The organism is Pantoea sp. Pa-EAmG, assembly GCF_030024295.1.
GTDB lineage: Bacteria > Pseudomonadota > Gammaproteobacteria > Enterobacterales > Enterobacteriaceae > Pantoea > Pantoea dispersa.
This window is the reverse complement of the sequence record NZ_JASEWO010000056.1, coordinates 1-24,628: the sequence shown is the minus strand read 5'-3', so window position 1 is coordinate 24,628 and position 24,628 is coordinate 1. Positions and strand designations below refer to the sequence as shown.

Genomic DNA, 24,628 nt, shown 5'->3' with positions numbered 1-24,628 from the left:
TCTGAGGAACTTTCATAAGCATTTCACCTTCTGAGTAGTAAACAATACTTAGAAATAAATGATTACCTTTTTTATGAACAGCTAGGATTACCCGGATTTGCTCATCGCGTGTTCTTAATGAGAAAAATAATTGCGTGCAAGCCGATAAAGTCAGGGAGCACAAGACAAATTTCTCCTGAAGCAGGAACATTAATACTGTCAACATATCGCTTCTCCTGGATTAATATGTTTCACAAAGTAACGATTTCTGTGGTGTGTTTAATGCTGTTGTTATTTGTGTTAGTTGCTACCGGGCGATAAAAAATACCGTTCCAGATGATGCTCAATTTATTAAACTGTCCCTTGCATTAACCCCCAAACGCCGCCGTTCTCGCCCCGAGAGCGGCAGCGTTTGAGCGCTAATCATACCAGCAGGAATACGCCATGCGATTCACGATTATTTCTACGAAACCCGGTCATCAGCCGCCGCAGAGCAGCTGTGATTTTTACGCCCCGGGCGGCACCATTGGGCGCGGTACGGATAACAATCTGGTATTGCCGGACAATGACCGCACCATCTCGCGTCTGCAGGCTATTGTTCACGTTGACGCCAATGGCGAATGTCGCGTCACTAACCGTGGCAGCGTTACGCGCGTGGTATTGAACGATATTCCACTGGAACGCGGTCGTCAGGTCGAGCTGCAGGATGGAGACGTTCTGGGGATTGATGACTACCGCATTGAAGTGGCTGAAATTATTCACGACACGCAGCCGGTGAGCCGCATGGCGGCCAGCATGCAGCAGCAGGTTCGTCCAGCCGCGCCAGCACCAGCGTCGCAGCCGAAACCGGCGAACGCTGCACCGCGCGGGAAGGGCGAGCCGACCGCCGTGCCGACGGAGATCTGGGATAGTCTGATGCAGGAGTTCTCCATCTCCGACAGCATCTCAAGCAACCGCACAAAACCTCAGCCTGCGGCATCACAGGATCCGTTCTCCCAGCCTGCTGCGCCGGAGCGTAACGCTGAAGATCCGCTGGCGATGTTCAACGACAGCGATCCGAAGCTTGAGCGTAAGAACGTTGACCCGGACACGCTGTTCAGCGATGAAGCCTTGTTCAAAAAAGAGAGCATCTTTGACGACATTACGCCCTCAACGCTGGTGCCGCCGGTTGAAACTAAGCCAGCCGAGCCTAAAGAAGAGGCGGCGGATGAACTCGATCCGCTGGCCCTCTTTGGCGGCACGGCCAGCGCGCCCGCCGCGCGTAATGATGACCCTCTCGGGCTGATGGGCGGCGCACCGTTGACGCATCCGGATGACATTGTCGATGACAGGCCAGAGCCAACGCCTGCGCCGGTTGAGGAAGAGGATGTCCTCGCCGATTCCCCGCTGTTTGCCCCTGAGCCGCAGGAAGCCCCGCGTGCTGTTGAAGAAGAGCCCGCGCGACCGGATTATGCAGGTTTCACCATGCCGACGCCTCAAGCCGTTGCGCGCAGTAGCGCTCAGGCACCGAAGGGCCGCCTGCGCATCGACCCGGTTAATAACGCTGCCTCCCCAACCGCCACGGCGAACAGCGGCGAGAAAGGCGACGTGTTGCAGGGCGAGCTGCTGGAGGCGCTGCTGGAAGGGATGGGCCTGAGCGAAATGCAGCCCGTCCCGCAGTTTGACCGTGAAAATATGCGTCAGCTGGGGCAGATCCTCGGCATGTTCTCTCAGGGCACCGTGGCGCTGCTTTCCTCGCGCTCCATCCTCAAGCGCGGCGTGAAAGCCGATATGACCATGGTGCTGGACGATGCCAACAACCCGTTCAAGCTGCTGCCGACCGGCAAAACCGTCCTGATCCAGATGTTCGGCACGCCGATGCCGGGCTTTATGCCGCCAACAAAATCCGTGCGCGACGCGCTGATCGATCTGCAGGCGCACCAGCTGGGCATGATCTCCGGTATCCGCGCCATCATCGCCGCAATGCTGCAGTCCTTTAACCCGGAACAGCTGGAAGAGCAGGCGAAGCAGAACGGCTTGACCTCCCGTCTGGCGCTGCCGGGCAGCCGTAAAGCCGCCCTGTGGGACTACTTTGTCCGCAGCTATGGCGAGACGGCAGGCGAGATTGAGGATGACTTCCACACCCTGTTTGGCGAGGCCTTCCTTCATGCGTACGACATGGAGGTGAATCAGTACAAAGACTCACAGAGCGGATCGGAAGACAAATGAATATCGCAACGGCTTCTCTCTCCCGCCAGGGGACGCGCGCCAGCAACCAGGATCAGACGGGAGAAACCATAGGGGAACGTTCAGCCTGCTTTGTCGTCTGTGACGGCATCGCGGGTTTGCCGGGCGGCGAAGTGGCCGCTGAGCTGGCCCGCAACAGCATCATTTCCCGCTTTGATGGCGACAAGCACCTGAATGCGCAGCATATTCGCGACTATGTGCAAACGGCGAACCGCACTATTCTCAGCGAACAGCAGGCTGTTCAGGATTACCGTCGAATGGGCACAACGCTGGTGAGCCTGTTCATTGACCGGGATTACCGTCTGGCCTACTGGGCGCACGCCGGAGACAGCCGCCTGTATCTGTTTCGCCGCGGCTGGCTGTGGCATGTCACCACCGACCACAGCCTGGTGCAGCAGATGAAGGACGCGGGGCATCAGACCGACGATCTCAACAGCAACCTGCTGTACCTCGCGCTGGGGATTGAAAACGGTGGGCCGGAAGCGAGCTACAGCGACGTGGTGCAGGTGGAAGACGGCGATGCCTTTTTACTCTGCACCGACGGGTTCTGGCACGGCGTCAGCGAAGAACAAATGAAGCAGTCGCTGCATATGGTCAATACGCCGCAGGAGTGGCTGACCTTAATGAACCAAATCATTCAAAAGAATGGCGAGCAGGAGGGGAATGCTCAGGACAACTATACGGCCCTGGCGGTATGGATGGGCGACCCTCAGGACACCACTTTGCTGCATACGCTCTCTGACGCAGCGCAATTTCTTCCCTGCGGAACTGATTAGACACACAAGGAACGATATGAAACTTTGGCTATCGGGTTTAGCACTTCTGGCGGTGACCTCCACCGCGCAGGCTGAGAATTTCCGCATCGTGCAGTCCCCTGCGCAGAAGCTGGATATCTGGATCGACAACATCAAAGACAACACGCCGCAGAGCTGGTGTAAGCCTGAAGTGGCGCTGCGTATTGTGGCAAACGGCAAGAAAGACGTCTCCGTGCTGGAAAACTTTGTGCCGCGTCTTGGCTCACTGCTGGAACATCAGTGCAGCAAAGTGAATAAACTCAGCTGGACGCTTAACGATCCGGCGGGCGTCACGCTGGCTGAGGGTACCGCAGGGAAAGCCCAGGATTGGGCGCTGGTGGTGAAACAGGAACAGGCGGCTCCGGCCAGTACCGCCGCCAGCGGCGCGCTGCTGCCGCCGGATCAGAACGCTGAAGCCCGCACCGTGGCTGCTGACCGCACGCCGTGGCAGGAGTTTACCCTTCAGGACGGCTGCCATCTGCGTACGTTCTGGGAAGGCGGTGCCTCCGCACCGGCACTGTTCATCCCGGACACCGACACCACCCGCTGCGGCAACGGCAGTTGGCTGAGCGGTCATACCGTTATCTCTCAGACTCGCAACGGCGAGCAGAAAGAGATGGCGGTGACTTACATTCACGGTTTCCCGGTCATGGGCCTGAACAAAAGCGCCGATCCTGAAAACGCCCTGATCACCTCCGTCAACAAAGAACGCATGGTCTTCAGCACGCAGAACAGCGATCAAAGCTGGATGATCCTGCCCTACGACAACGCCCTCAACGGCTGGAAAAGCAACGGCACGGTGGCGGTAGAGATTTCCCGCGAGATCGCCAGCGATGACGCCAAACTGCAGGCGCGCATTGCCGAAGTCAAACAGACCTGGGGCGCGTGGGTGACACCGGGTACCTCGCTGAATATTGTCCTGATTGACACCCTGCGTCCTCAGCTGCGCGATCCGGCAGTAGGCGCATGGCGCGCGGCAAACTAAGGAGTGGCGATGAATACGCTCTATCAACACCTGGCGGGTGAGCCGCTCAGCGATGCGCTGCGTCGTCTGGAAGCCGATATCAAAGTCCGTCCGGCGGATGCCGATCTCCGCGCCGCGTTTGTGCAGTTTCTGATCCTCAGCGGCAACTGGACGCGCGCTCTGACTCAGCTGAAAAGCTGGGTGGCGCTGAAGCCCCAGGCGAAGCCTACCGTTACCCTGCTGGAGCAGTCCATTCAGGGCGAGCTGCAGCGCGCGCAGGTGATGGCGGGACAGGCGCGTCCGGCAATGCCTGAAACCCAGTGGCCGTGGCTGACAACTCTGGCCGCGGCGCTGAGCGAGGAGGGCGAACGCGCCAGCGCGCTGCGTCTGGACGCCCTCGAGACGGCGCAGGCAAACCCTGGTCAGATCACCCTCGAAAATGATGAGACGCAGGCGTTTGGCTGGCTGATGGACGGCGATGCCCGCCTCGGCCCGGTGTGCGAAACCATCGTGAACGGCCGTTATTTCTGGCTGCCGTTTAGCGCTATCGCTGAGATCCGTTTTCAGGCGCCTGCCAGCGTCACCGATCTGGTCTGGCGTCACGCGCTGGTGCGCCTGACCGACGGTACGGAGCAGGTGTGTCAGATCCCGGCGCGCTATCCGTTTGCAGAAGACGCTTCGGATGCCGTCATGCTCGGGCGTACGACTGAATGGTTACCGCTTGACGCTGACGGTACGCTGTACGAAGGACGGGGCCAGAAGGCGTGGCTGAGCGAACAAAGCGAATACCCGCTGCTTTCCCTGAACCTCGTGACGTTTGCGACGGACGGAGCCGATGAGTAATCCCGCTGGCGAAGGCGATCTGCTGCGCAGCGGCTGGCAGGCACGCAGCAAGCAGGAGAAGGTGGGGGCGCGCGACAAAATGCAGCCCTCGCTGCTGGATCGTCTCACTGATAACGACCCGGAAAAAAAACGCGAGTCGGCCAACAGCAATCTGATCACCCACGCCGCCCTGCGCCGCAATGTGCTGCGCGATCTGCAGTGGCTGTTTAACACCATCAACCACGATGCCTCCGGCGATTTGAGCGCCTTGCCGCACGTGAACCGCTCGGTGGTCAACTTCGGCGTCGCACCGCTGGCCGGGAAAAGAATGTCGGATATCGAATGGCACGATATTCAGCGTAAGCTCACCGAGGCCATCATCAATTTTGAACCACGCATTTTGCCGCAGGGGCTGCAGGTCCGCTGCGTGTCGGATACCTCCTCACTGGATCTGCACAACGTGCTCTCCATCGAGATCAAAGGGCGTCTGTGGTGCGTGCCGTACCCGCTGGAGTTTCTGTTTCGTACCGATGTCGATCTGGAAAACGGCCATTTTGAACTGAAAGATGCGGGGTAATCATGGAAAGTAAACTGCTCGAATACTACAACCGTGAGCTGGCCTACCTGCGCGAAATGGGGGCCGAGTTTGCCGAACGCTACCCAAAAGTCGCCGGACGGCTGGGCATGCGCGGCATCGAAGTGGCGGACCCGTATACCGAACGTCTGATGGAGGGCTTCGCCTTCCTGACCTCCCGCGTGCAGATGAAAATGGACGCGGAGTTTCCGCGCTTCTCCCAGCGTCTGCTGGAGATGATCGCGCCTAACTATCTCGCGCCCACGCCGTCGATGGCGATTGCGGAGATTGAGCCCGACAGCAGCCGGGGCGACCTGAGCAAGGGCTTCATTGTGCCGCGCGGTACCATGATGGACAGCCTGGCGCTGAAGAAAACCGGCGTGACCTGCAGCTATACCACGGCGCACGAGGTCAACCTGCTGCCGCTGAAAATCGACAAGGTCGAGCTGGGCGGCGTGCCCGCCGATCTGCCGCTCGCGCAGCTGGGGCTGAGCCAGCGGGGGATCAACAGCGCCTTACGGATCCGCATCGCCTGCGACGGCCCGCAAAACCTCGGGCACCTGGATTTCGACCGTCTGGAATTCTTCCTCGGCGGTCCGGACATTGAAGCGCTGAAGCTGCTGGAGCTGGTGATGGAGCACCACGCCGGGATCGTCTGTCAGACGGTCAGCCCGCAGCCGCAGCGACAGCTGCTGGCGTCTGACGCGCTGCGCCAGGAAGGCTTTGAGCCTGACCAGGCGCTGCTCCCGGACGATCTGCGCAACTTTGACGGCTACCGTCTGCTGCAGGAGTATTTCGCGTTTCCGGCCCGCTTCCGCTTCATCAGCCTCAGCGGTCTGAGCAAGCTGATTCAGCGTTGTGAAAACGAAAAAGCCTTTGATATTTTCATCCTGCTGGATAAGTCGGATGAACAGCTGGAGCGCGTGGTCGATGCCAGCCATCTGGCGCTGCACTGTACGCCGGTCATCAACCTTTTCCCTAAGGTCGCCGCGCGTCAGAAGCTGAACGAAGGCCAGCATGAATACCATCTGGTGGTCGATAACATTCGTCCGCTGGATTATGAAATTTATGCGGTCAAAAAAATCTATGGCAGCGCCGACGGTCAGCGTGATGACCAGACGTTTCGTCCATTCTGGAGCACCTGGAGCGGCGACGCGGGCAACTACGGGGCCTATTTTTCCCTGCGTCGCGAACAGCGCGTGCTTTCCGAGCACGCCCTGCGCTACGGCACCCGTACCGGCTATATTGGCTCGGAGGTCTTTGTCTCGCTGGTGGATGAACAGCACGCCCCCTGGCAGGAAAACCTGCGCTATATCTCTGCCGAGGTGCTCTGCACCAGCCGCGACCTGCCGCTGATGCTGCAGCAGGAGCTCGGACAGTTCATTATGGCCGACTCCATGCCCGTGAAGTCCCTGACCTTGCGTAAAGGGCCGACGCCGCCGCGTCCGGCGCTGGCCGAAGGGTTCAGCACCTGGCGGCTCATCAGCCAGCTGCAGATGAACTACCTCAGCCTGATGGACAGCGAAAATGAAGACGGCGCGGCCGCGCTGCGCCAGCTGTTAGGGCTTTACGCCAACCTGGCAGAAACGCCCGTTGCGCGTCAGGTGGAGGGGGTACGCCACTGCGTGCTGGAGCCGGTTCATCGCCGCGTCCCTGAACCCGGCCCGGTCGTTTTCGCCCGCGGGATCGGCATTACCCTGATGGTGGATGAGCGAGCCTTTTCCGGTGCCAGCCCGTGGCTCTTCGGCAGCGTAATGGAGCGTCTCTTTGCCCGCCTGGTGTCCATCAACAGCTTTACGGAGTTCACCCTGAAGAGTCAGCAGCGCGGCGAGATTGGCTACTGGGCACCGCGCATGGGTAAAAGGGCGCTGATATGAGTGACGCTGCCACTTCACCGCTGCGCGTACATCGCCTGACCCGGCTGCCGGATACGTTCTGGAGCGGGGTCCGCGAGACGCCCTGGCGCTACGATCTGTTTCAGCTGTTAAGGCGCATTGATGCCCAGGGCGGAGAGCGCTACCCGCTGGGACGCGCGCCGCTGCCGAAATTTGAGCCGCTGCGCATCGGCCAGCAGCCGTCGATGAGTTTTGCGCCGTCGACGCTGGCCCAGGTACGTCAGCGGGAGGAGAGCGGCCTGCACGAGGTCTCTATCCTCAGCTTCGGCCTGTTTGGCCCGAACGGCCCGCTGCCGGTCCACATGACTGAATATGCCCGCGAGCGTATTTATCATCATCAGGACACCAGCCTCAGCGCGTTTGCCGATCTGTTCCACCACCGCCTTGCGCTACTGTTTTACCGCGCCTGGGCGGATGCGCAGCCGGCGGTCTCTCTGGATCGCGCCGATAACAAACGCTTTGAGGGCTACCTGGCGTCGCTGATTGGCATGGGGCAGCCGGGGCAGATGAACAAAGGCAGCCTGAGCTCGCATGCACGCTTTACCCACGCCGGACACCTGACCCGTAACGGGCGGGATCCGGAGGGGCTGGAGAAGATCCTGCGCAACTATTTTAAAGCGCCGGTCAAGCTGGTCAGCAACGTGCCGCAGTGGATGCCGCTTTCCACGCGCGAGCAGGCGCAGCTGGGAGCAGGACGTCGCATGCCGCGCATGGGTGAGTCCGCCTTTCTCGGCGTCGCCGTCCGCGACGTTCAGCATAAGTTTCGCATCGACATTGGCCCGCTGAGCGCGGAGGAGTACAACCGCTTTCTGCCGGGAGAAGCGTGGGTCACCGAGCTGCGCGACTGGGTGCGTCAGTACGCCGGGGTGGAGTTTGAATGGGAAACACGGGTGATCCTGCGTGAAGACGCGGTGCAGGGCACCACGCTCGGCAGCAATGGGCGATTAGGCTACAACACCTGGCTGGGCCGTCAGCCGCAGCCTGTCCCGCGTGGCGATCTGGTGTATCGCACAGAGCGGTAATCCTTCCGTATACCGAATTATTGTTAATGGAAACTAACATGTCAGAAATTAGCCGTGCCGTGCTTTTCGGCAAACTGGATACGCTGTTATTTACCTCTCTGGAAAGCGCCACTGCGTTCTGCAAGCTGCGCGGCAACCCCTATGTTGAGCTGGTGCACTGGCTGCATCAGCTGATGCAGCAGCAGGATGGCGATCTGCAGCAGGTCATCCGCCACTTTGCCCTTGATGAACAGCAGCTGACGCGCGATATCGTTGCGGCGCTGGATGTCCTTCCGCGCGGGGCGAGTTCCGTTTCCGATCTCTCCGAACATATCGACAGCGCCGTGGAGCGCGCCTGGGTCTTTGGCTCGCTGAAGTTTGGCGTCAGCCGTATTCGCGGCGGCCATTTGCTGATCGGCATGCTTAAAACCTGGAACCTGGCTAACGTGCTGAAAAGCATCTCGTCACAGTTCACCCGCCTGAACGTCGAGGTGCTGATTGAGCAGTTCGACGCTATCTGCGCCAACAGCAAAGAGACGCAGCAGACCGCTGCCGCCGTCGATGCACCGGCGGGTGCGGTACCGGCTGCGCAGGGGACGCTGGCCCAGTACGGCCAGGACCTGACCGCCCGCGCTCGCGAAGGGAAGATTGACCCGGTTGTCGGGCGCGACGAGGAGATCCGCCAGATGGTGGATATCCTGATGCGTCGCCGCCAGAACAACCCGCTGCTGACCGGGGAAGCCGGGGTCGGCAAAACGGCGGTGGTGGAAGGGCTGGCGCTGCGTATCGCCGACGGCGACGTCCCGGAGCCGCTGCAAAATATCCAGCTGTGGCTGCTGGATATCGGCATGCTGCAGGCTGGCGCAGGCATGAAAGGCGAGTTCGAGGCCCGACTGCAGGCGCTCATTAATGAAGTCCAGTCCAGCGCCACGCCGATCATTCTGTTTATCGATGAGATCCACACCCTGATTGGCGCAGGCGGCCAGCAGGGGACCGGCGATGCGGCGAACCTGCTGAAGCCAGCGCTGGCGCGCGGACAGCTGCGCACCATCGGGGCCACCACCTGGGCGGAATACAAAAAGTACATCGAGAAAGACCCGGCGCTGACCCGTCGTTTCCAGACGGTGCAGGTGCATGAGCCGGACGAAGCGAAAGCCATTCTGATGCTGCGCAGCACCGTATCGCCGCTGGAGACGCACCACCAGGTGCTGCTGCTCGACGAAGCGGTCAGCGCGGCGGTCAAGCTGTCGCATCGCTACATCCCGGCGCGTCAGCTGCCGGACAAAGCCGTTGCGCTGCTCGACACCGCCTGCGCCCGCGTCGCAGTCAGCCAGAGCGCGCCGCCCGCGCAGCTGGAAGACTGCCTGCGCCACCTTGCCGCGCTGGACGTGGAAATTGAGATTGCTGAGCGCGAAGCGCGCGTCGGTGCCGGTGACGCTGAGCGCGTAACGGCGTTACGCGCAGAACGCGACGCGTACGAAACAAAACGCGAAGCTCTGGCCCAGCGCTGGGAAGAAGAACGTAGCCTGGTGCAGGAGATTATTCGCCTGCGCGCGGCGCTGTTCGCGGCGGGCGATGAAGATAGCGCCGAGCTGCGCGGCCAGCTGGCGGAACAGCAGCTGGCGCTCAACGTCTTACAGGGCGATGAACCGCTGCTGTTTGCGGCTGTGGATGAAAACGTGGTGGCCGCGGTGGTCTCTGACTGGACCGGGATCCCGCTGGGCAGGATGGTGAAAAACGAGATCGACGCGGTGCTGAACCTTGCCGACACGCTGAACCAGCGCGTTATTGGCCAGCGTCACGGTCTGGATCTCATCGCCCGCCGCGTGAAAACCTCGCGAGCGAAGCTCGACGATCCCAACAAACCGGTGGGCGTCTTTATGCTGTGCGGCCCGTCCGGCGTCGGTAAAACCGAAACCGCGCTGGCGCTTGCGGAATCTCTGTACGGCGGCGAGCAGAACGTTATCACCATCAACATGAGTGAATTCCAGGAAGCGCACACCGTTTCAACGTTAAAAGGTGCGCCTCCGGGCTACGTGGGCTATGGTGAAGGCGGAGTGTTAACCGAGGCCGTGCGCCGTCGTCCTTATAGCGTGGTGCTGCTGGACGAAATTGAAAAAGCACACCCGGACGTCCACGAGATCTTCTTCCAGGTCTTTGATAAAGGCTGGATGGAAGACGGCGAGGGGCGCCATATTGATTTCCGTAACACCATCATTATTCTGACGTCTAATGTCGGTACCGACCTGATTAGCGCGATGTGCGCCGATCCGGAGCTGATGCCGGAACCTGACGCGTTAAGCGGCGCGCTGCGCCAGCCGCTGCTGGAGGTATTCCCTCCGGCGCTGCTGGGCCGTCTGCTGGTGGTGCCGTACTATCCGCTCAGCGACGAGATGCTGGGGCTGATTGTTCGCCTGCAGCTCAAGCGCATTCAGCGCCGTCTGGAAGAGAATCACAGCATTATTTCTGAGTTTGACGACAGCGTAGTGGAACAGATTGTTCAGCGCTGTACCGAGGTGGAGTCCGGTGGCCGCATGGTGGATGCTATTCTGACCAACACCTTACTGCCTCAGATGAGCCAGATCTTACTTACCGCCAGCCGCAGCGACGAGCAGTACCGACGTCTGCATGTCACCTGCGAGCAGGGCGAGTTTCACTGTCAGTTTGCCGCGTAATAATCATCAAGAGAACTGTAAAAGATGACGGATAATGATAACAATCGGACTGTCCCAAACGCGCTCCCGGTCGGGTACCGCTTCAACGAGTTTGAAATCAAAGAGGTGATCGGCGGCGGCGGTTTTGGCATTGTCTATCGCGCGTGGGATCACCAGCTCGAACGCACTATCGCTATCAAAGAATTTATGCCTTCCTCGCTCGCCGTGCGCGGTGATGACATGACCCTCGTGCTGCGCAGCGAGCGCTTTGGCAAAGCGTTTTCCGCAGGCCTGAACAGCTTCATTCAGGAAGCCCGTCTGCTGGCGCGCTTTAACCATCCGAACCTGCTGCACGTCCTGCGCTTCTGGGTGCAAAACGACACGGCCTACATGGGGACGCTGTTTTACAGCGGCACCACGCTTTCACGCCTGCGCGAACAAAAGCCGGAGCTGATCAACGAGGCGTGGATCCGCCGCACGCTGCCGATGCTGTTTGGTGCGATCAAAACCATACACGACGAAGGCTATCTGCACCGCGATATCTCTCTGGATAACATTCAGATCCAGGATAACGGCCTGCCGGTGCTGCTCGATTTCGGCTCCGCGCGCCGCACAATTGGTAACCTTTCCGACGAAACGGAAACCATGCTGCGCCCGGGCTTTGCGCCGATTGAGCAGTACACCGACGACAATGAAAGCGAGCAGGGGCCGTGGACGGATATCTACGCCCTTGGCGCCGTGCTGCGTACCCTGATTGTGGGATCGCCGCCGCCGGTCAGCGTGGTGCGCTCTATCCAGGATACCTGCAAACCGCTGGTGGAAATTATGCCGCAGGGTTATTCCATCCCGCTGCTGCAGGCTATTGACCGCGCGCTGGCGCTGCACATGGAGGACCGTCCGCAGTCTATCGACGAGTTCGCGGCGCTGATTGAGATGCCGGTCGCCGGGATCAACGATGTGCTGACCGCCAAAAAGACCGGCACCATGCTGGTTCCGGTAGAGGAAGAGAAACCCGCTTCGGCACTCGACTGGCGCCGTTACAAGATCCCGGGCATGGTTGCCGCTGGCGTGCTGGTGGGCGTTGTAGCCGGAGCCATGCTGTTTAGCGGCGGCGGTCAGGATGTGCCCGAGCAGGCGGCGCAGGCACCGGCAGAGACGCGTCCGGCTGAAACCGCCGCGAACACGCCGGACGTGAAGCCAGAAACGGCGAAGGTTAGCGAGCCGGCGGTGGCGGAACAGACTCCGCCACCGGTCGCGAGCCCTGTCGCGCTGGTCTATATCCGTATCCAGGACGGCGAAACGCTGAAAGTGAACGGCGAGCCAAAAGCGCTGCGTCCGGCGACGAACGGTTATGCATCGCTCAAGCTGCCAGCCGGAGAGGTGAAGATTGAACTGCAGGGCAACGGGAGAACGCGTAGCCAGACGCTGGAGATTGCCAAGCCGGGTACCTGGCTGGTGAATCCGTAAGTCAGGCAGGGACAGGGAACAGGACGGAGCGAATGTATAACATTAAGTTTGTCTATCTTTTCAGCGAGAACGTCTCGCCAGCGCTTTTTGCGAAAATTATCCGCCCGTCCGTCGCCGGGCAGTGGATTATGTCGGTGCCCGACAATTCGCTGCGCTCGCTGTTCACGCGCTACGATTTACTGCGAACCATTACCGGTGCGAATCCCTATCAGTCCGGGCGCGATACGCGCAAGCTGATTGCGCAGGATCTTGATATGGGCAGAATCGTTGCAATTGACGAAAGTTTTCGCAGCTGGTCATCGGTAACGGAAATCTTTTACATCAATGCACAGGGGCGGCTGCAGGCCGCCTCGCTTACCGGGCTGGGCTGGTACCCGGTAAGCACTATCGTCGATCGTTACGAAACGATGGTGCGCACCTATGGTTCCCGCCCTGCGCCAACGGAGCTGCCGACGCAGGTGGTGAAATCCAAAGCGGCGCAGGTGCCTGACCAGCCGACGCCGGGCAAAGACGGTAAAACCTATGCCTCTCAGTTGCAGAATATGACCAAAGCCGAACGCTGGCAGGCCCGTAAGGACATGATTGCGAAGGGCAGCAACAGTCTCTACCCGGATGCGCAGATCGCGGCTAAACGGCTAGCGGCGAATAATATTGCCGTGGAGAAAGCGAAGCTTGCGGAAAATGTTTACAAGACCGTAAACCCGCTGGAAACAACGCCGGGCGTGCCGGAGGGGTGGACGGATATTAGTAATGATGATGCGCTCCTGGGCAAGTATGGCCTGAATAAATCGATGCTCTTCGATGATGACACCTCTCCCAATTTTCTTGCTCGCGTCTATCAGCCTAAACCGGATGTGTTTGGGAGTGATATGAATCCCACGGTGGTATTCCGGGGATCGAGGGAGCCGGGTTTTGCGTCGCTGTCTGATAATGTTACCTCGTTGCTCACCAAAGGGGAGTTGGCACCCGTTAAAAACGGTGCAGACTGGTCTAATAACTTCTCCCAGGGCATGGGAATGGCATCTGATTATTATAAAAAAGCCGTGAGTATTGGTAAGGAACTGGCAAGGTCAGGTCAGAATATTGATATTGCCGGACACTCGCTGGGAGGCGGGCTCGCGTCTGCAGCTTCAATGGGAAGTGGTAAAGCAGGATGGACATTTAATGCCGCAGGGCTTAACGCCGGGACGGTAGAAAAATACGGCGGTAAGATCCTGGGCAGCACGGAGAATATTCAGGCCTATCGAGTTAACGGAGAACTGCTGACGAAGATTCAGGAAGTTAATCTTTGGGAGGATCTGAAAACGGTGAAGGGGCATGTCCCGTCTTTAATTCTCAAAGAGGAAATTTCTGCGCTGAGCCCGAATGCTGCGGGTATCGCCCACGATCTTCCCGGTGGGACCGGAAGTGCGCTCGACCGGCATGGTATTAATCAGGCGATAAATTGCATTGAGCAGCAAAAGGATGAGGATATTTCGATAATCGGGAGTCGGTTGTGAAAAAACGTTTGATGGCTTTTGTAGCGTTATGTTTTTTAATCATGATTCAGGGGTGTAAGCAGGATATGGAACTCAATCCACAGGATTACTTCAGCGGTCAGCAGCTTGAACTGGCGAGAGCGATTGAAGAAGGCAATGTCGACGTGGTGAAGACGCTTGCCCCCGACAGCAACCTTAACCAACCCGGAAAGCAGGATATGACGCTCCTTTTCTGGGCGCTTGGCAACGCAATTAATGATAAAAAAACATCTCCCCATTTGAAGGTCATCACTTTGCTTGTTGAGGCCGGTGCGGATCCGCTACAGCCTCGGCCACAAGGGAAAAGCAGCCCCGCAGAATTCGCTCTGAAAGGGGACAGTGCAGACTGGATTAACGCGATGCTGGACGGTGGCCTGTCGCCCGATGTGAAAGATAAGGTTTTCCACGAGCCGATAATCTTCCAGTCGATTAAAGCGAAAAATACACAGACGCTGGAAGCGATGCTCGATCGCGGTGCTGACGTCAATACAGCCAATTCATTAGGCAAAACGCTGGTATTCGACGCGCTGGATAATCAGTCATACGATCATGTTTTATTGTTGCTCGATCGTGGAGCGGATCCGTCAATTAAGGCAAAAAATGGCTGGTCAATGAGCAACGCGCTTGCGGATGCACTGAGTGGGCTTGAAAAAGGCAGCGAGCACTACGAGAAATTAAACGAAATTAAAGAGAAACTCATCCAGAAAGGTGGTAAATGGCCACCTGAGCCTGTTAGGTAATTATTAGCATCCATGAAAGCCAGAGATAAGGTTTTCATTTTCTGGGGATGCATGGATGCGCTGGCTGTTGTGCTTTACTGTGCTCAGTCCGCGCGCCATGACAGGATCCCCTTTATTGCCGATATGCTCTCCTTTAGTACAGCAGTGAACACGCTTTCTGCTGGCGGATATAGCGCTCTACTTTTCTTATTCTTTTGTCTCGATTTCGTATTGTTGCTGTCATTTTTTGCCTCTGCATGGTGCTTTATTACCAGGAGGCCCTTCGCAAGCAAACTGGCGCTTTGTCAGGAAGTTTTGCGTCTGGTCTCCTTCCGGTGCTCTGTTGCACTTTTCCCCCTGTTTTTGGCTATCGCGGGTGAAGCGAGCGTCTGGCTGAGCAGTGTTTTTTTTGGTGTGTCGGAGTGTCTCAAAATTTACTCTCTGTGGGTTTATAAATACGAAAAGGTGGTCTCTCCCGAATAATTCATTAAGGGATTCTCTTGTTGAGGTTTAAAGGCATTTTGATGTGATGCGATCCTTCTTGCCGCCAATCTGGCGGATGATGCCGACAGCGTTGCGGCAACGGCAGGTCAACAGGCCGGTGCGTTATATGGCTATTCAGGTATTCCGCAAAAGTGGAAAGATAAACTGGTCCAACACGAACGTCTCGTCAGCATGGCAGGGGAGCTATTTCACAGTGCACCTGAGGATAACTTTCTTTAACGTTTCTGACGCATACGAGCACCGGCGCATATCCAAAACCACTTTGTCAAAATTAGCTTTACGTTCAAACACGTTTTCAGCATAAACCATTACGGAATACAGATTATGCTCAACCGAATTACCGTTCAGCTCCCGGTCGAGGGGCTGCTCTTCTGGAAACTCTCCGGCCGCGAGGCGATGTCCGAGTCGTTCGCCCTGACGCTGACCCTGCTCGGCACGGATGCGCGCATTGACCGCAGCACATTGCTCGGGCAGCCGGTCACGGTGACCATCCCGACGCAGAACCTGCTTACCTCCCGCTATATTAACGGCAAAGTCACGCGCGTGGCGGTGAGCGCCGTTGAGCTGACGGGCACCCGCTACGCGGTGTACCAGCTGACGGTGGAGCCGGACCTGTGGCCGATGAAACGCGACCGCAACCTGCGTATCTTCCAGGGTCAGACGGTGCCGCAGATAGTGAAAACCCTGCTGGGCGAGCATCAGGTTAACGTGGAGGATAAGCTCACCGGCAGCTACCGCGTATGGGACTACTGCGTGCAGTATCAGGAGTCGAGCCTGGACTTCATCAGCCGCCTGATGGAGCTGGAGGGGATTGCGTATCACTTCAGCCACGAGGCGGACAAACACACCCTGGTGCTCACCGACGCCGCCACCCAGCACCAGCCGTTCAACGGCTACGAGGTGATCCCGTATCACCAGACGCCGTCCGGCGGCAGCACGGATGAAGAGGGCATCGGCCAGTGGGCGCTGGAAGACAGCGTGACGCCGGGGATTTACAGCCTCGACGACTACGACTTCCGCAAGCCGAACGCGTGGCTGTTCCAGGCCCAGCAGAACCCGGCATCGCCGAAACCGGGCAGCATTGACGTTTACGACTGGCCGGGACGCTTTGTGGAGACCGGGCATGCGGAGTTCTATGCCCGCATTCGCCAGGAGCGCTGGCAGGTGGAGCACCAGCAGATTCAGGCCACGGCCACGGCGGCAGGCATTGCGCCGGGCCACATCTTCACCCTGACCAACGCGCCGTTCTTCAGCGATAACGGCCAGTATCTGGTGACGGCGGCCGGATACCACTTCGAGGAGAACCGCTACGCCAGCGGCGAAGGTGAAACCATTCACCGGACTGATTTCACAGTCATCCCGGCGTCGGTCTCTTATCGCCCGGCGCAGTCCACGGCGTGGCCGCGCACCTACGGCCCGCAGACGGCGAAAGTGGTCGGGCCGCAGGGGGAAAGTATCTGGACGGACAAATACGGTCGCGTGAAGGTGAAATTCCACTGGGACCGGCTTGCGAAGGGCGATGACACCAGCTCCTGCTGGGTGCGCGTGTCGAGCGCGTGGGCGGGCCAGGGCTACGGCGGGGTGCAAATTCCGCGCGTGGGCGATGAGGTGGTGGTGGACTTTATCAACGGCGACCCGGACCGGCCGATTATTACCGGGCGCGTGTATAACGAAGCCAGCATGCCGCCGTGGGCGCTGCCGGCAGCGGCGACGCAGATGGGCTTCATGAGCCGCACGAAAGACGGTTCCGTCGACAATGCGAACGCCCTGCGCTTTGAGGACAAGGCAGGTGCAGAGCAGGTGTGGCTCCAGGCCGAACGCAACCTGGATATCAACGTCAAAAATGATGAATCCCATTCGACTGAAAAGAATCGAACCCAATATGTGGGAGAAGATGAAACCTTACGGGTTGTAAAAAATCAGAAAGCGGGCGTTAAAGGGGAGGTCGTTTGCCTGACGGGTAACAGCCGCAGTGACAAAGTGGTTAACGACTATATTCTTTCAGCGGGTAATACGCTGAGGCTGGAGTGCGGTGAAAGCGCCATTGAATTATCGAAAGATGGAAGCGTTAATATCATTGGCAATAACTTCAACTTTACGGCTAAGCAGAATGCGCAAATAAACACGCTTGGCGGTGAACTGCATTTGAATCCTGCAGGTGGAAGCAATGCGATCAATCCTCCTGGCGCATCCCACCAGACGGCGATCCAGCAGGAAGTGGATGGCTTTTTCGTTTTCAACGCTAATAAGTAAACGTATTCAGGCTGGTACATAACCGACTACCCCGTCACCGTAAAGCGCCGGGGTAGTCGATGGGATAAATTGTAATGCACTGGTTTTTCTTCCTTTTCTTTTTGATCCTGACGCTGGCGGTGATCTGGAATGAAAAGAGCGCCTTTGATAAAAAACAGTGGATAACAACGGGTCTGATGTTGGTGCTTGTTCTGCTTTCTACGGTTGTCATTGGTTTCTTTTTGAAATGGCTGGCGCTGTCATTTTTATTATTTCCTGTCGCGGTGGCAAAAAAATACTCCATCATCATTTCTATGTCTCTCCTGTGCGTCTGGGGCATGAAATTTGCCGTCGCTTTGCTGTGTGCTCTATTTTCAGGCGTTATGGCCGCGCATAAAAAAATGAATTTTCGCAATTATGAAAAGATCTCCCTTATGTCACGCACCGTAGCGCCGCCCTTATTTGTCTTCGCTAAACTCCTTCTCTCGTTAGGGTGTGTCCTTATGTTTTCAGGCCTGTGGCTTAAGTAAGTGTTGCGATTGACGCTGCTTCGTGGCCGCTGAAACTAAGATGTTGCATTTACGGAATAACGATTATGCTCAACCGAATTACCGTTCAGCTCCCGGTCGAGGGGCTGCTCTTCTGGAAACTCTCCGGCCGCGAGGCGATGTCCGAGTCGTTCGCCCTGACGCTGACCCTGCTCGGCACGGATGCGCGCATTGACCGCAGCACATTGCTCGGGCAGCCGGTCACGGTGACCATCCCGACGCAGAACCTGCTTACCTCCCGCTATATTAACGGCAAAGTCACGCGCGTGGCGGTGAGCGCCGTTGAGCTGACGGGCACCCGCTACGCGGTGTACCAGCTGACGGTGGAGCCGGACCTGTGGCCGATGAAACGCGACCGCAACCTGCGTATCTTCCAGGGTCAGACGGTGCCGCAGATAGTGAAAACCCTGCTGGGCGAGCATCAGGTTAACGTGGAGGATAAGCTCACCGGCAGCTACCGCGTATGGGACTACTGCGTGCAGTATCAGGAGTCGAGCCTGGACTTCATCAGCCGCCTGATGGAGCTGGAGGGGATTGCGTATCACTTCAGCCACGAGGCGGACAAACACACCCTGGTGCTCACCGACGCCGCCACCCAGCACCAGCCGTTCAACGGCTACGAGGTGATCCCGTATCACCAGACGCCGTCCGGCGGCAGCACGGATGAAGAGGGCATCGGCCAGTGGGCGCTGGAAGACAGCGTGACGCCGGGGATTTACAGCCTCGACGACTACGACTTCCGCAAGCCGAACGCGTGGCTGTTCCAGGCCCAGCAGAACCCGGCATCGCCGAAACCGGGCAGCATTGACGTTTACGACTGGCCGGGACGCTTTGTGGAGACCGGGCATGCGGAGTTCTATGCCCGCATTCGCCAGGAGCGCTGGCAGGTGGAGCACCAGCAGATTCAGGCCACGGCCACGGCGGCAGGCATTGCGCCGGGCCACATCTTCACCCTGACCAACGCGCCGTTCTTCAGCGATAACGGCCAGTATCTGGTGACGGCGGCCGGATACCACTTCGAGGAGAACCGCTACGCCAGCGGCGAAGGTGAAACCATTCACCGGACTGATTTCACAGTCATCCCGGCGTCGGTCTCTTATCGCCCGGCGCAGAGCACGGCGTGGCCGCGCACCTACGGCCCGCAGACGGCGAAGGTCGTGGGGCCGCAGGGGGAGAGCATCTGGACGGACAAATACGGTCGCGTGAAGGTGAAGTTCCACTGGGACCGTCTGGCGAAGGGCGATGACACCAGCTCCTGCTGGGTGCGCGTGTCGAGCGCGTGGGCCGGCCAGGGCTACGGCGGGGTGCAGATCCCGCGCGTGGGCGATGAGGTGGTGGTGGACTTTATCAACGGCGATCCTGACAGGCCGATTATCACCGGGCGCGTATATAACGAAGCCAGCATGCCGCCATGGGCGCTGCCTGCGGCAGCGACGCAGATGGGCTTTATGAGCCGCACGAAGGACGGCTCGGTCGACAACGCCAACGCGCTGCGCTTTGAGGACAAGGCAGGTGCAGAGCAGGTGTGGATCCAGGCCGAGCGCAACATGGACACCAGCGTTAAGAATGATGAAACGCACAGCGTCGGTGGCGAGCGCAGCCATTACGTTAAGAAAAACGAGCTGCATCGCGTGGAGGCTAACCAGATCCAGGCGGTGAAAGGTGGAACCGAGATCCTGACGGGGAAAGGCAAGCTGGATGCGGCGGTGGAGCAGTACGTTATCGCTTCCGGAACAAAGCTGAGACTTGTCTCCGGCGAGAGCGCCATTGAGCTTAACGCGAACGGCAAAATTAGCCTGATCGGCAAAGAGTTTAACTTCTTTGTTGAAGGGGATGGTCATATCACGACGGGCGGAAAGCTGCACCTGAATACCTCAGGCACCAAGCCGGGCACCACGGCGCCGGGCGCGGGGCATAAAGGGGATATTGATGCGGCGGTGCAGGCGAAATTCACGCCGCCGAAAGAATAACCGCTTTCTGTCTGCCGCCATGTTGTCCATAACGGTCCTTAAAATTCTTCAGCATTCTTAGACGCGGATTCACCAATGAAATATACCCTCCAGGAAGGTTCGTTTTCCCTTTTCCCTGCGGCCTGGCAGGATAACAGCATGAACATTATTCGCGATGACGAAAGCGGGCTGTCCGTCGTGGTCAGCCGCGGCGTTATCCCGGATGGCAGCGATTATGAAAAAGAGTTCCACCGCCAGTGGGACGTGATGCGCCCTCAGATGGGCGAGGTCGTTCAGGGCGAGTTCCAGAGTGTGAAAGCCGGGCCTGACGGCAACATCAGCGGTCTGGAAGTTGAAACTAACTTTGACCATAACGGGCAGCGCCTGTGGCAAAAACAGCTGGCCGTGCAGACGCCGGGCAAACCGGTGTTGATGATTTTCACCCTCTCGGCACTCAGGACATTCACTGAAGAGGACGAGGTGCGCTGGAGCGCGCTTAAGCAGAGCCTGACGCTAAACGACAACCGGAATGTGTAAGGCATGAGCGATAACAACGCGGCCCGTAAGGGCGACGAGATTATTCACTCCAGCATTTTTGCGGACATCACCAGCATTGTGGCGGAAGGTGCCGCCTATGCGGTGATCGGCGCGGCGGTGGGTGCCGCCGCTACCGTGGCAGCGCCATTGCTGGGGGCAGGTGCTGCAGCCGCAGGCGTGGCGGCGATTGGCTCCAGCTGTCTGTTAAGCGGCATCATTGGCGGCGTGCTGGCGAACGTGGCGGGGATCACAGACGATATCAGCAGCGCTGCCGAAGGGTTAGGCAACGCGCTTTTCCCGCCGTCGCCTGCGGGTAAAATCACTACCGGTTCGAATAACGTTCTGACGAATGCGATCCCCGCCGCGCGCGCGGCGGGAACGCTGACGCCAGCAGATACCCCCTCACCTGAGCCGCAGTCTCCAGGCAGCTTTGCCGATTACGCGGGCATGCTGCTTTCCGCTGCCGGACAGTTTGGTAGCGAAATGTGGCAGCCGAGCGTGGCCTCTGCCGCCGCGGGCACCTCGCCGCTGGAAGAAGACAAGGTAGCGTGTGAAAAGCACTCCGGACCGCAGTATCTGGCGGAAGGCTCGAAAAGCGTCTTCATTAACGGCCAGCCTGCGGTGCGTGCGAAAGATCGCACCACCTGCGAAGGGACCGTTTCCGACGACGTCTCCCCGAACGTGATCATCGGCGGCGACACGCTCACGGTTCGCGATATCAAAAGCGGCAAAACGCCGGGTCTGGCGCTGGGGATGATTGCGCTCTCCCTGCTCCGCGGCCGTCCGGGCAAGATTTTGAAAAACATGCCCTGCGCGCTGGCGGCGGCCGGCGGCGGGATGCTGGCCGATATGGCCGTCAATGCCGTGTTTGGTTCCTCGCACCCGGTTCACGCCGCCACCGGCGTGAAGGTGCTGAATGACGATGATGAACTCGATTTCTCGCTGCCGGGCCGCTTCCCGCTTCGCTGGCAGCGCAGCTACAACAGCCTGACCACCCGCGAAGGGCTGTTTGGCCTGGGCTGGGCTACCGCCTTTGACAGCTATCTGACGCTGGAAGAAAACAACGCCACCTGGTACGACGAAACCGGGCGCGAGCTGAGTTTCGAGCTGCCGCCTGTTGACCGCGCGTTTTACAGCGTCAGCGAAGGCATCATTATCCGCCGTAATGAGAGCGGCGACGTGGCGATTGCTGACGATGACGGCGCGGTGTGGCGTCTGTATAAACCGACCCGGGCGAATCCATCTATCCTGCGTCTGGCCTCCCTCAGTGACGAGTACGGCAACGCGCTGCTGACAGAGTGGGACGAGCACGGCAGGCTGGTCGGTCTTCACGACGAGCCGCGGGCGATAGACGTCACCCTGCGCTATGAGGACGAACGATTCCCGCAGCGCGTGACCGCCGCCAGCCATTTCGACGGCAACCGTAGCTGGCCGCTGATGCAGTGGGGCTACGATGCGCGCGGCCAGCTGGCGAGCGCGACGGATGCCTCTGGCGTTGTCACCCGCGAATACCGCTATAACGACCACGGCCTGATGGTCTGGCATCGTCTGCCGGGCGGGCTGGAAAGTGAATATCGCTGGAAAAAATTCGATCACTGGCGCGTGGTAGAAAACCGCACCAGCACCGGCGACGGTTGCCGCTTTAGCTACGATTTGGCCACCGGACTGACGACCGTTGAGCACTACGACGGTCAGACGCGCCGCCACTACTGGAACGCGCAAAATCTGATCGTCCGCTACGTTGACGAGCGCGGTGAAAACTGGCGCTACGAGTGGGATGACAACGAGCTCCTGACCCGCCGCATCGATCCGCTCGGGAATGCCGTTACCTTCGTTTATGACGAGATGGGCAACCGGGTGCAGGAGATCGACGCCGACGGCAATGCCCGCGCAACGAACTGGCTTGAGCACCGCGCGCTGCCGTCAGCCATCGTTGAAGCCGACGGCAGCGCCACCCGGTTCTGGTACGACGAACATCACGGGCTGAAGCGTGTGGTGGATCCGATGGGACAGACCACACAGCTGCGCCGGGACGAGTTTGGTCAGGTCGTTGAAGAGATAGATGCCGCCGGCAACAGCCGCTACCAGGAGTACAACGAGGCGGGACAGCTGGTGCGCGCGACGGACTGCTCTGGCCGCACGACCCGGTATCACTATCATCCGCTGGGCTGGCTGGTCGCCGAGACTGGGGCTGACGGTGAAGAGACGCGCTATCGCTACGACGCTGCAGGGCGCCCGGTGCAGCTCGATCGCCCGGAAGGCTGGACGGAGTCGCTCAAATGGAACCAACGCGGCCTGCCGGTGAAGCATGCTGGCGCGGACGGTAAAGAAAGTGAGTTCAGATACGATGAGGCAGGGCGCTTAACCGCCACGCGTAATACTCAGGGTGAGGAGGTTCGTCGCCGCTGGGACAGTCGAGGGCGTCTGGTTGCTCTTGAAAACGAAAACGGCGAAGCGTATCAGTTCCGCTGGGGTGCAGACTCTCTGCTGCTGGAAGAGGTAGGGCTCGATGGCGTGGCCTCGCAGTATCGCTACGACGCCTGCGGGCGCACGATAGCGCGTACCTTTGCCGCCGGTCATCCCGAAGCCATTACCCACGCTTTCGCCTGGAGCGCGAGCGGCCAGCTGGTCGCCCGCACCACGCCGGAAGGACAGACCCGCTACCACTATACCCCGTCCGGGCTATTAAGCCGGATTGGGCTGCACCCTGCGCTTTCAGCCGACGCGTGGACCACCGAGGCAGAGCAGGAGCTTGCCTTTGACTATGACGCGCTTGGTCGCGTCACGCGCGAGGCGGGCGAGCACGGCGAGCTGGCGTGGGAGTATGACGCCCTTGGCAACCGCACCTCTATCACGCTTCCCGATGGTCGCGAGCTGAAGCAGTTTTACTACGGCAGTGGGCATCTGCTCAGCATTGCTCTCGATAAGCTGTCGGTCTCCGATTTTACCCGTGACGAACTCCATCGTGAGACCAGCCGCACTCAGGGGCTGCTGACCACCCGCAGCGAATACGATCGTCTTGGGCGACTGCATCGCCGTGACGTCTTTACCGGCAATGCCCAGCGCCCGTCGCCGCGCCGCTGGTCCCGCCGATGGGATTACGATTACCGCAATAACCTGGTGCGGGAAGAGCGGGACGATAACCCGTTCAGCTGGTACCGCTGGCAGTACGACAGCGCCGGGCGTCTGCTCGTTCAGGACGGTACGCTGCCCGGCCAGGAGCAGTGGCGCTGGGATGCTGCCGGTAACCCGCTCGAAGGCTCTGCTGAGAAGGTTACGCACAACCGTCTGACGCAGCTGAACGGCATTCGCTGGCGTTATGACATCCACGGCCGCACCGTGGAGAAAGATAACGGTCAGACTCGCTGGCACTACCGCTATGACGGCGAACATCGCCTGACGGAGGTTATCAGCCAGCCGCGGGACCGTAACAGGCCGCAAACGCAGGTCAGCTTCCGCTACGATCCGCTCGGGCGACGCATCAGCAAAACGCGTCAGCAAATGCTGGGCGGTCAGCTAGCCGGCAAGCCGGTTACCACCCGGTTTGTCTGGGAAGGGTTCCGCCTGCTGCAGGAGTTGCACGGGGATGTGCCGCTCACCTACGTCTACAGCGATCAGGACAGCTACGACCCGCTGGCGCGTATCGATGGCGTTGATGCCCCGGAGATCTTCTGGTTCCACTGCCAGCCGAACGGCACGCCGGAGCGGATGACGGATGTCGAAGGGCAGGTGCGCTGGGAAGGGGTTAACAGCGCCTGGGGCAAGCTGCTGCGGGAAAGCGAAACGCAGCTATCAGGATATTCCCAGAACCTGCGCATGCAGGGGCAATACCTGGACCGTGAGACAGGGCTGCACTACAATCTGTTCCGTTATTACGACCCGGACTGCGGACGGTTTATGCAGCAGGACCCGATAGGGTTGGCGGGGGGGATAAACCTTTACCAGTATGCGCCGAATGCGCTGGGGTGGGTGGATCCGTGGGGGTTGTCGTGCAGAAACAGCTGGAATGATTTCCAGAATAAAACAAAAGGAGTTTTCTCAAGTAGGGCATGGGCAGCAAAGGCATATAATTCATTAAAAGGTACGACGAAGCCCAATCGGCCAAACCCAACAACCTATTTAAATCCTTCCTATGTTAAGCAACATCTTGCATTATTTAACGATGGCATTTCTAAAATTGCTTGGGGAGTAAATAGAGCTGAGATTGGTCCTCCATCTGGTCATTTTGTGATGCCAAAATCAGTTG

The 24,628-nt window shown here is 59.0% G+C and carries 18 protein-coding genes and 1 pseudogene; 18 read left to right on the top strand and 1 reads right to left on the bottom strand.

What is annotated here, in order from left to right; translation table 11 throughout:
- The coding region (locus QMM04_RS10050; protein ID WP_282996107.1) for a hypothetical protein at positions 1 to 205 on the bottom strand (205 nt) is incomplete at its 3' end.
- A gap of 218 nt (positions 206 to 423) precedes the next feature.
- Between QMM04_RS10050 and tagH the strand changes: the two genes are divergently transcribed.
- The 18 genes and pseudogenes from tagH to QMM04_RS09960 form a co-directional block, all read left to right on the top strand.
- The gene (gene tagH / locus QMM04_RS10045) at positions 424 to 2,187 is read left to right on the top strand and encodes a type VI secretion system-associated FHA domain protein TagH (RefSeq protein WP_282996106.1); all 1,764 of its coding nucleotides are present in this window, start codon (positions 424 to 426) and stop codon (positions 2,185 to 2,187) included.
- Entirely contained in the window at positions 2,184 to 2,981 is a 798-nt protein-coding gene (locus tag QMM04_RS10040) for a protein phosphatase 2C domain-containing protein (protein ID WP_042714629.1), read from the top strand. Before tagH ends, QMM04_RS10040 begins: the two co-directional genes overlap by 4 nt.
- A gap of 16 nt (positions 2,982 to 2,997) precedes the next feature.
- The gene (locus tag QMM04_RS10035) at positions 2,998 to 3,984 is read left to right on the top strand and encodes a hypothetical protein (RefSeq protein ID WP_042714631.1); all 987 of its coding nucleotides are present in this window, start codon (positions 2,998 to 3,000) and stop codon (positions 3,982 to 3,984) included.
- 9 nt (positions 3,985 to 3,993) lie between these two features.
- Positions 3,994 to 4,806 (top strand): type VI secretion system accessory protein TagJ, encoded by an 813-nt coding sequence (locus QMM04_RS10030; RefSeq protein ID WP_042714633.1) that lies wholly within the window; start codon positions 3,994 to 3,996, stop codon positions 4,804 to 4,806.
- Complete coding sequence (gene tssE, locus QMM04_RS10025; protein ID WP_010432861.1) at positions 4,799 to 5,362, top strand: type VI secretion system baseplate subunit TssE; 564 nt, start codon at positions 4,799 to 4,801, stop codon at positions 5,360 to 5,362. The genes QMM04_RS10030 and tssE overlap by 8 nt, the downstream gene beginning before the upstream one ends.
- A 2-nt stretch (positions 5,363 to 5,364) precedes the next feature.
- The gene (gene tssF / locus QMM04_RS10020; RefSeq protein WP_109081382.1) at positions 5,365 to 7,236 is read left to right on the top strand and encodes a type VI secretion system baseplate subunit TssF; all 1,872 of its coding nucleotides are present in this window, start codon (positions 5,365 to 5,367) and stop codon (positions 7,234 to 7,236) included.
- Positions 7,233 to 8,276 (top strand): type VI secretion system baseplate subunit TssG, encoded by a 1,044-nt coding sequence (tssG, locus tag QMM04_RS10015; protein ID WP_218400974.1) that lies wholly within the window; start codon positions 7,233 to 7,235, stop codon positions 8,274 to 8,276. Before tssF ends, tssG begins: the two co-directional genes overlap by 4 nt.
- 38 nt (positions 8,277 to 8,314) lie before the next feature.
- Positions 8,315 to 10,930, top strand: a complete 2,616-nt coding sequence (gene tssH / locus QMM04_RS10010; protein WP_282996105.1) for a type VI secretion system ATPase TssH — start codon at positions 8,315 to 8,317, stop codon at positions 10,928 to 10,930.
- Between the two features lie 24 nt (positions 10,931 to 10,954).
- Complete coding sequence (locus tag QMM04_RS10005; protein WP_100166077.1) at positions 10,955 to 12,376, top strand: serine/threonine-protein kinase; 1,422 nt, start codon at positions 10,955 to 10,957, stop codon at positions 12,374 to 12,376.
- Between the two features lie 32 nt (positions 12,377 to 12,408).
- On the top strand, positions 12,409 to 13,875 hold the full coding sequence (locus QMM04_RS10000; RefSeq protein WP_282996104.1) for a phospholipase: 1,467 nt from the start codon (positions 12,409 to 12,411) through the stop codon (positions 13,873 to 13,875).
- Positions 13,872 to 14,633, top strand: coding sequence for an ankyrin repeat domain-containing protein (locus QMM04_RS09995; protein ID WP_282996103.1), 762 nt, complete (start codon positions 13,872 to 13,874; stop codon positions 14,631 to 14,633). The genes QMM04_RS10000 and QMM04_RS09995 overlap by 4 nt, the downstream gene beginning before the upstream one ends.
- 51 nt (positions 14,634 to 14,684) lie before the next feature.
- Positions 14,685 to 15,095, top strand: a complete 411-nt coding sequence (locus tag QMM04_RS09990; RefSeq protein WP_282996102.1) for a hypothetical protein — start codon at positions 14,685 to 14,687, stop codon at positions 15,093 to 15,095.
- Positions 15,096 to 15,140: 45 nt separating this feature from the next.
- Positions 15,141 to 15,335: pseudogene (locus QMM04_RS09985) on the top strand (ADP-ribosylglycohydrolase family protein); the annotation flags it as partial.
- Between the two features lie 105 nt (positions 15,336 to 15,440).
- Positions 15,441 to 17,369 (top strand): type VI secretion system tip protein TssI/VgrG, encoded by a 1,929-nt coding sequence (tssI, locus tag QMM04_RS09980; RefSeq protein WP_282996101.1) that lies wholly within the window; start codon positions 15,441 to 15,443, stop codon positions 17,367 to 17,369.
- A 74-nt stretch (positions 17,370 to 17,443) separates the two neighbouring features.
- Entirely contained in the window at positions 17,444 to 17,878 is a 435-nt protein-coding gene (locus tag QMM04_RS09975) for a hypothetical protein (RefSeq protein ID WP_042713450.1), read from the top strand.
- 65 nt (positions 17,879 to 17,943) lie between these two features.
- Positions 17,944 to 19,866, top strand: coding sequence for a type VI secretion system tip protein TssI/VgrG (gene tssI, locus QMM04_RS09970; RefSeq protein WP_218400991.1), 1,923 nt, complete (start codon positions 17,944 to 17,946; stop codon positions 19,864 to 19,866).
- A gap of 75 nt (positions 19,867 to 19,941) precedes the next feature.
- A complete protein-coding gene (locus QMM04_RS09965; protein WP_100166084.1) occupies positions 19,942 to 20,382 on the top strand; it encodes a DcrB-related protein in 441 nt (146 codons plus the stop codon).
- Positions 20,383 to 20,385: 3 nt separating this feature from the next.
- Positions 20,386 to 24,628: RHS repeat-associated core domain-containing protein (locus QMM04_RS09960; RefSeq protein ID WP_282996100.1), on the top strand; the 4,243-nt coding region annotated here is incomplete at its 3' end.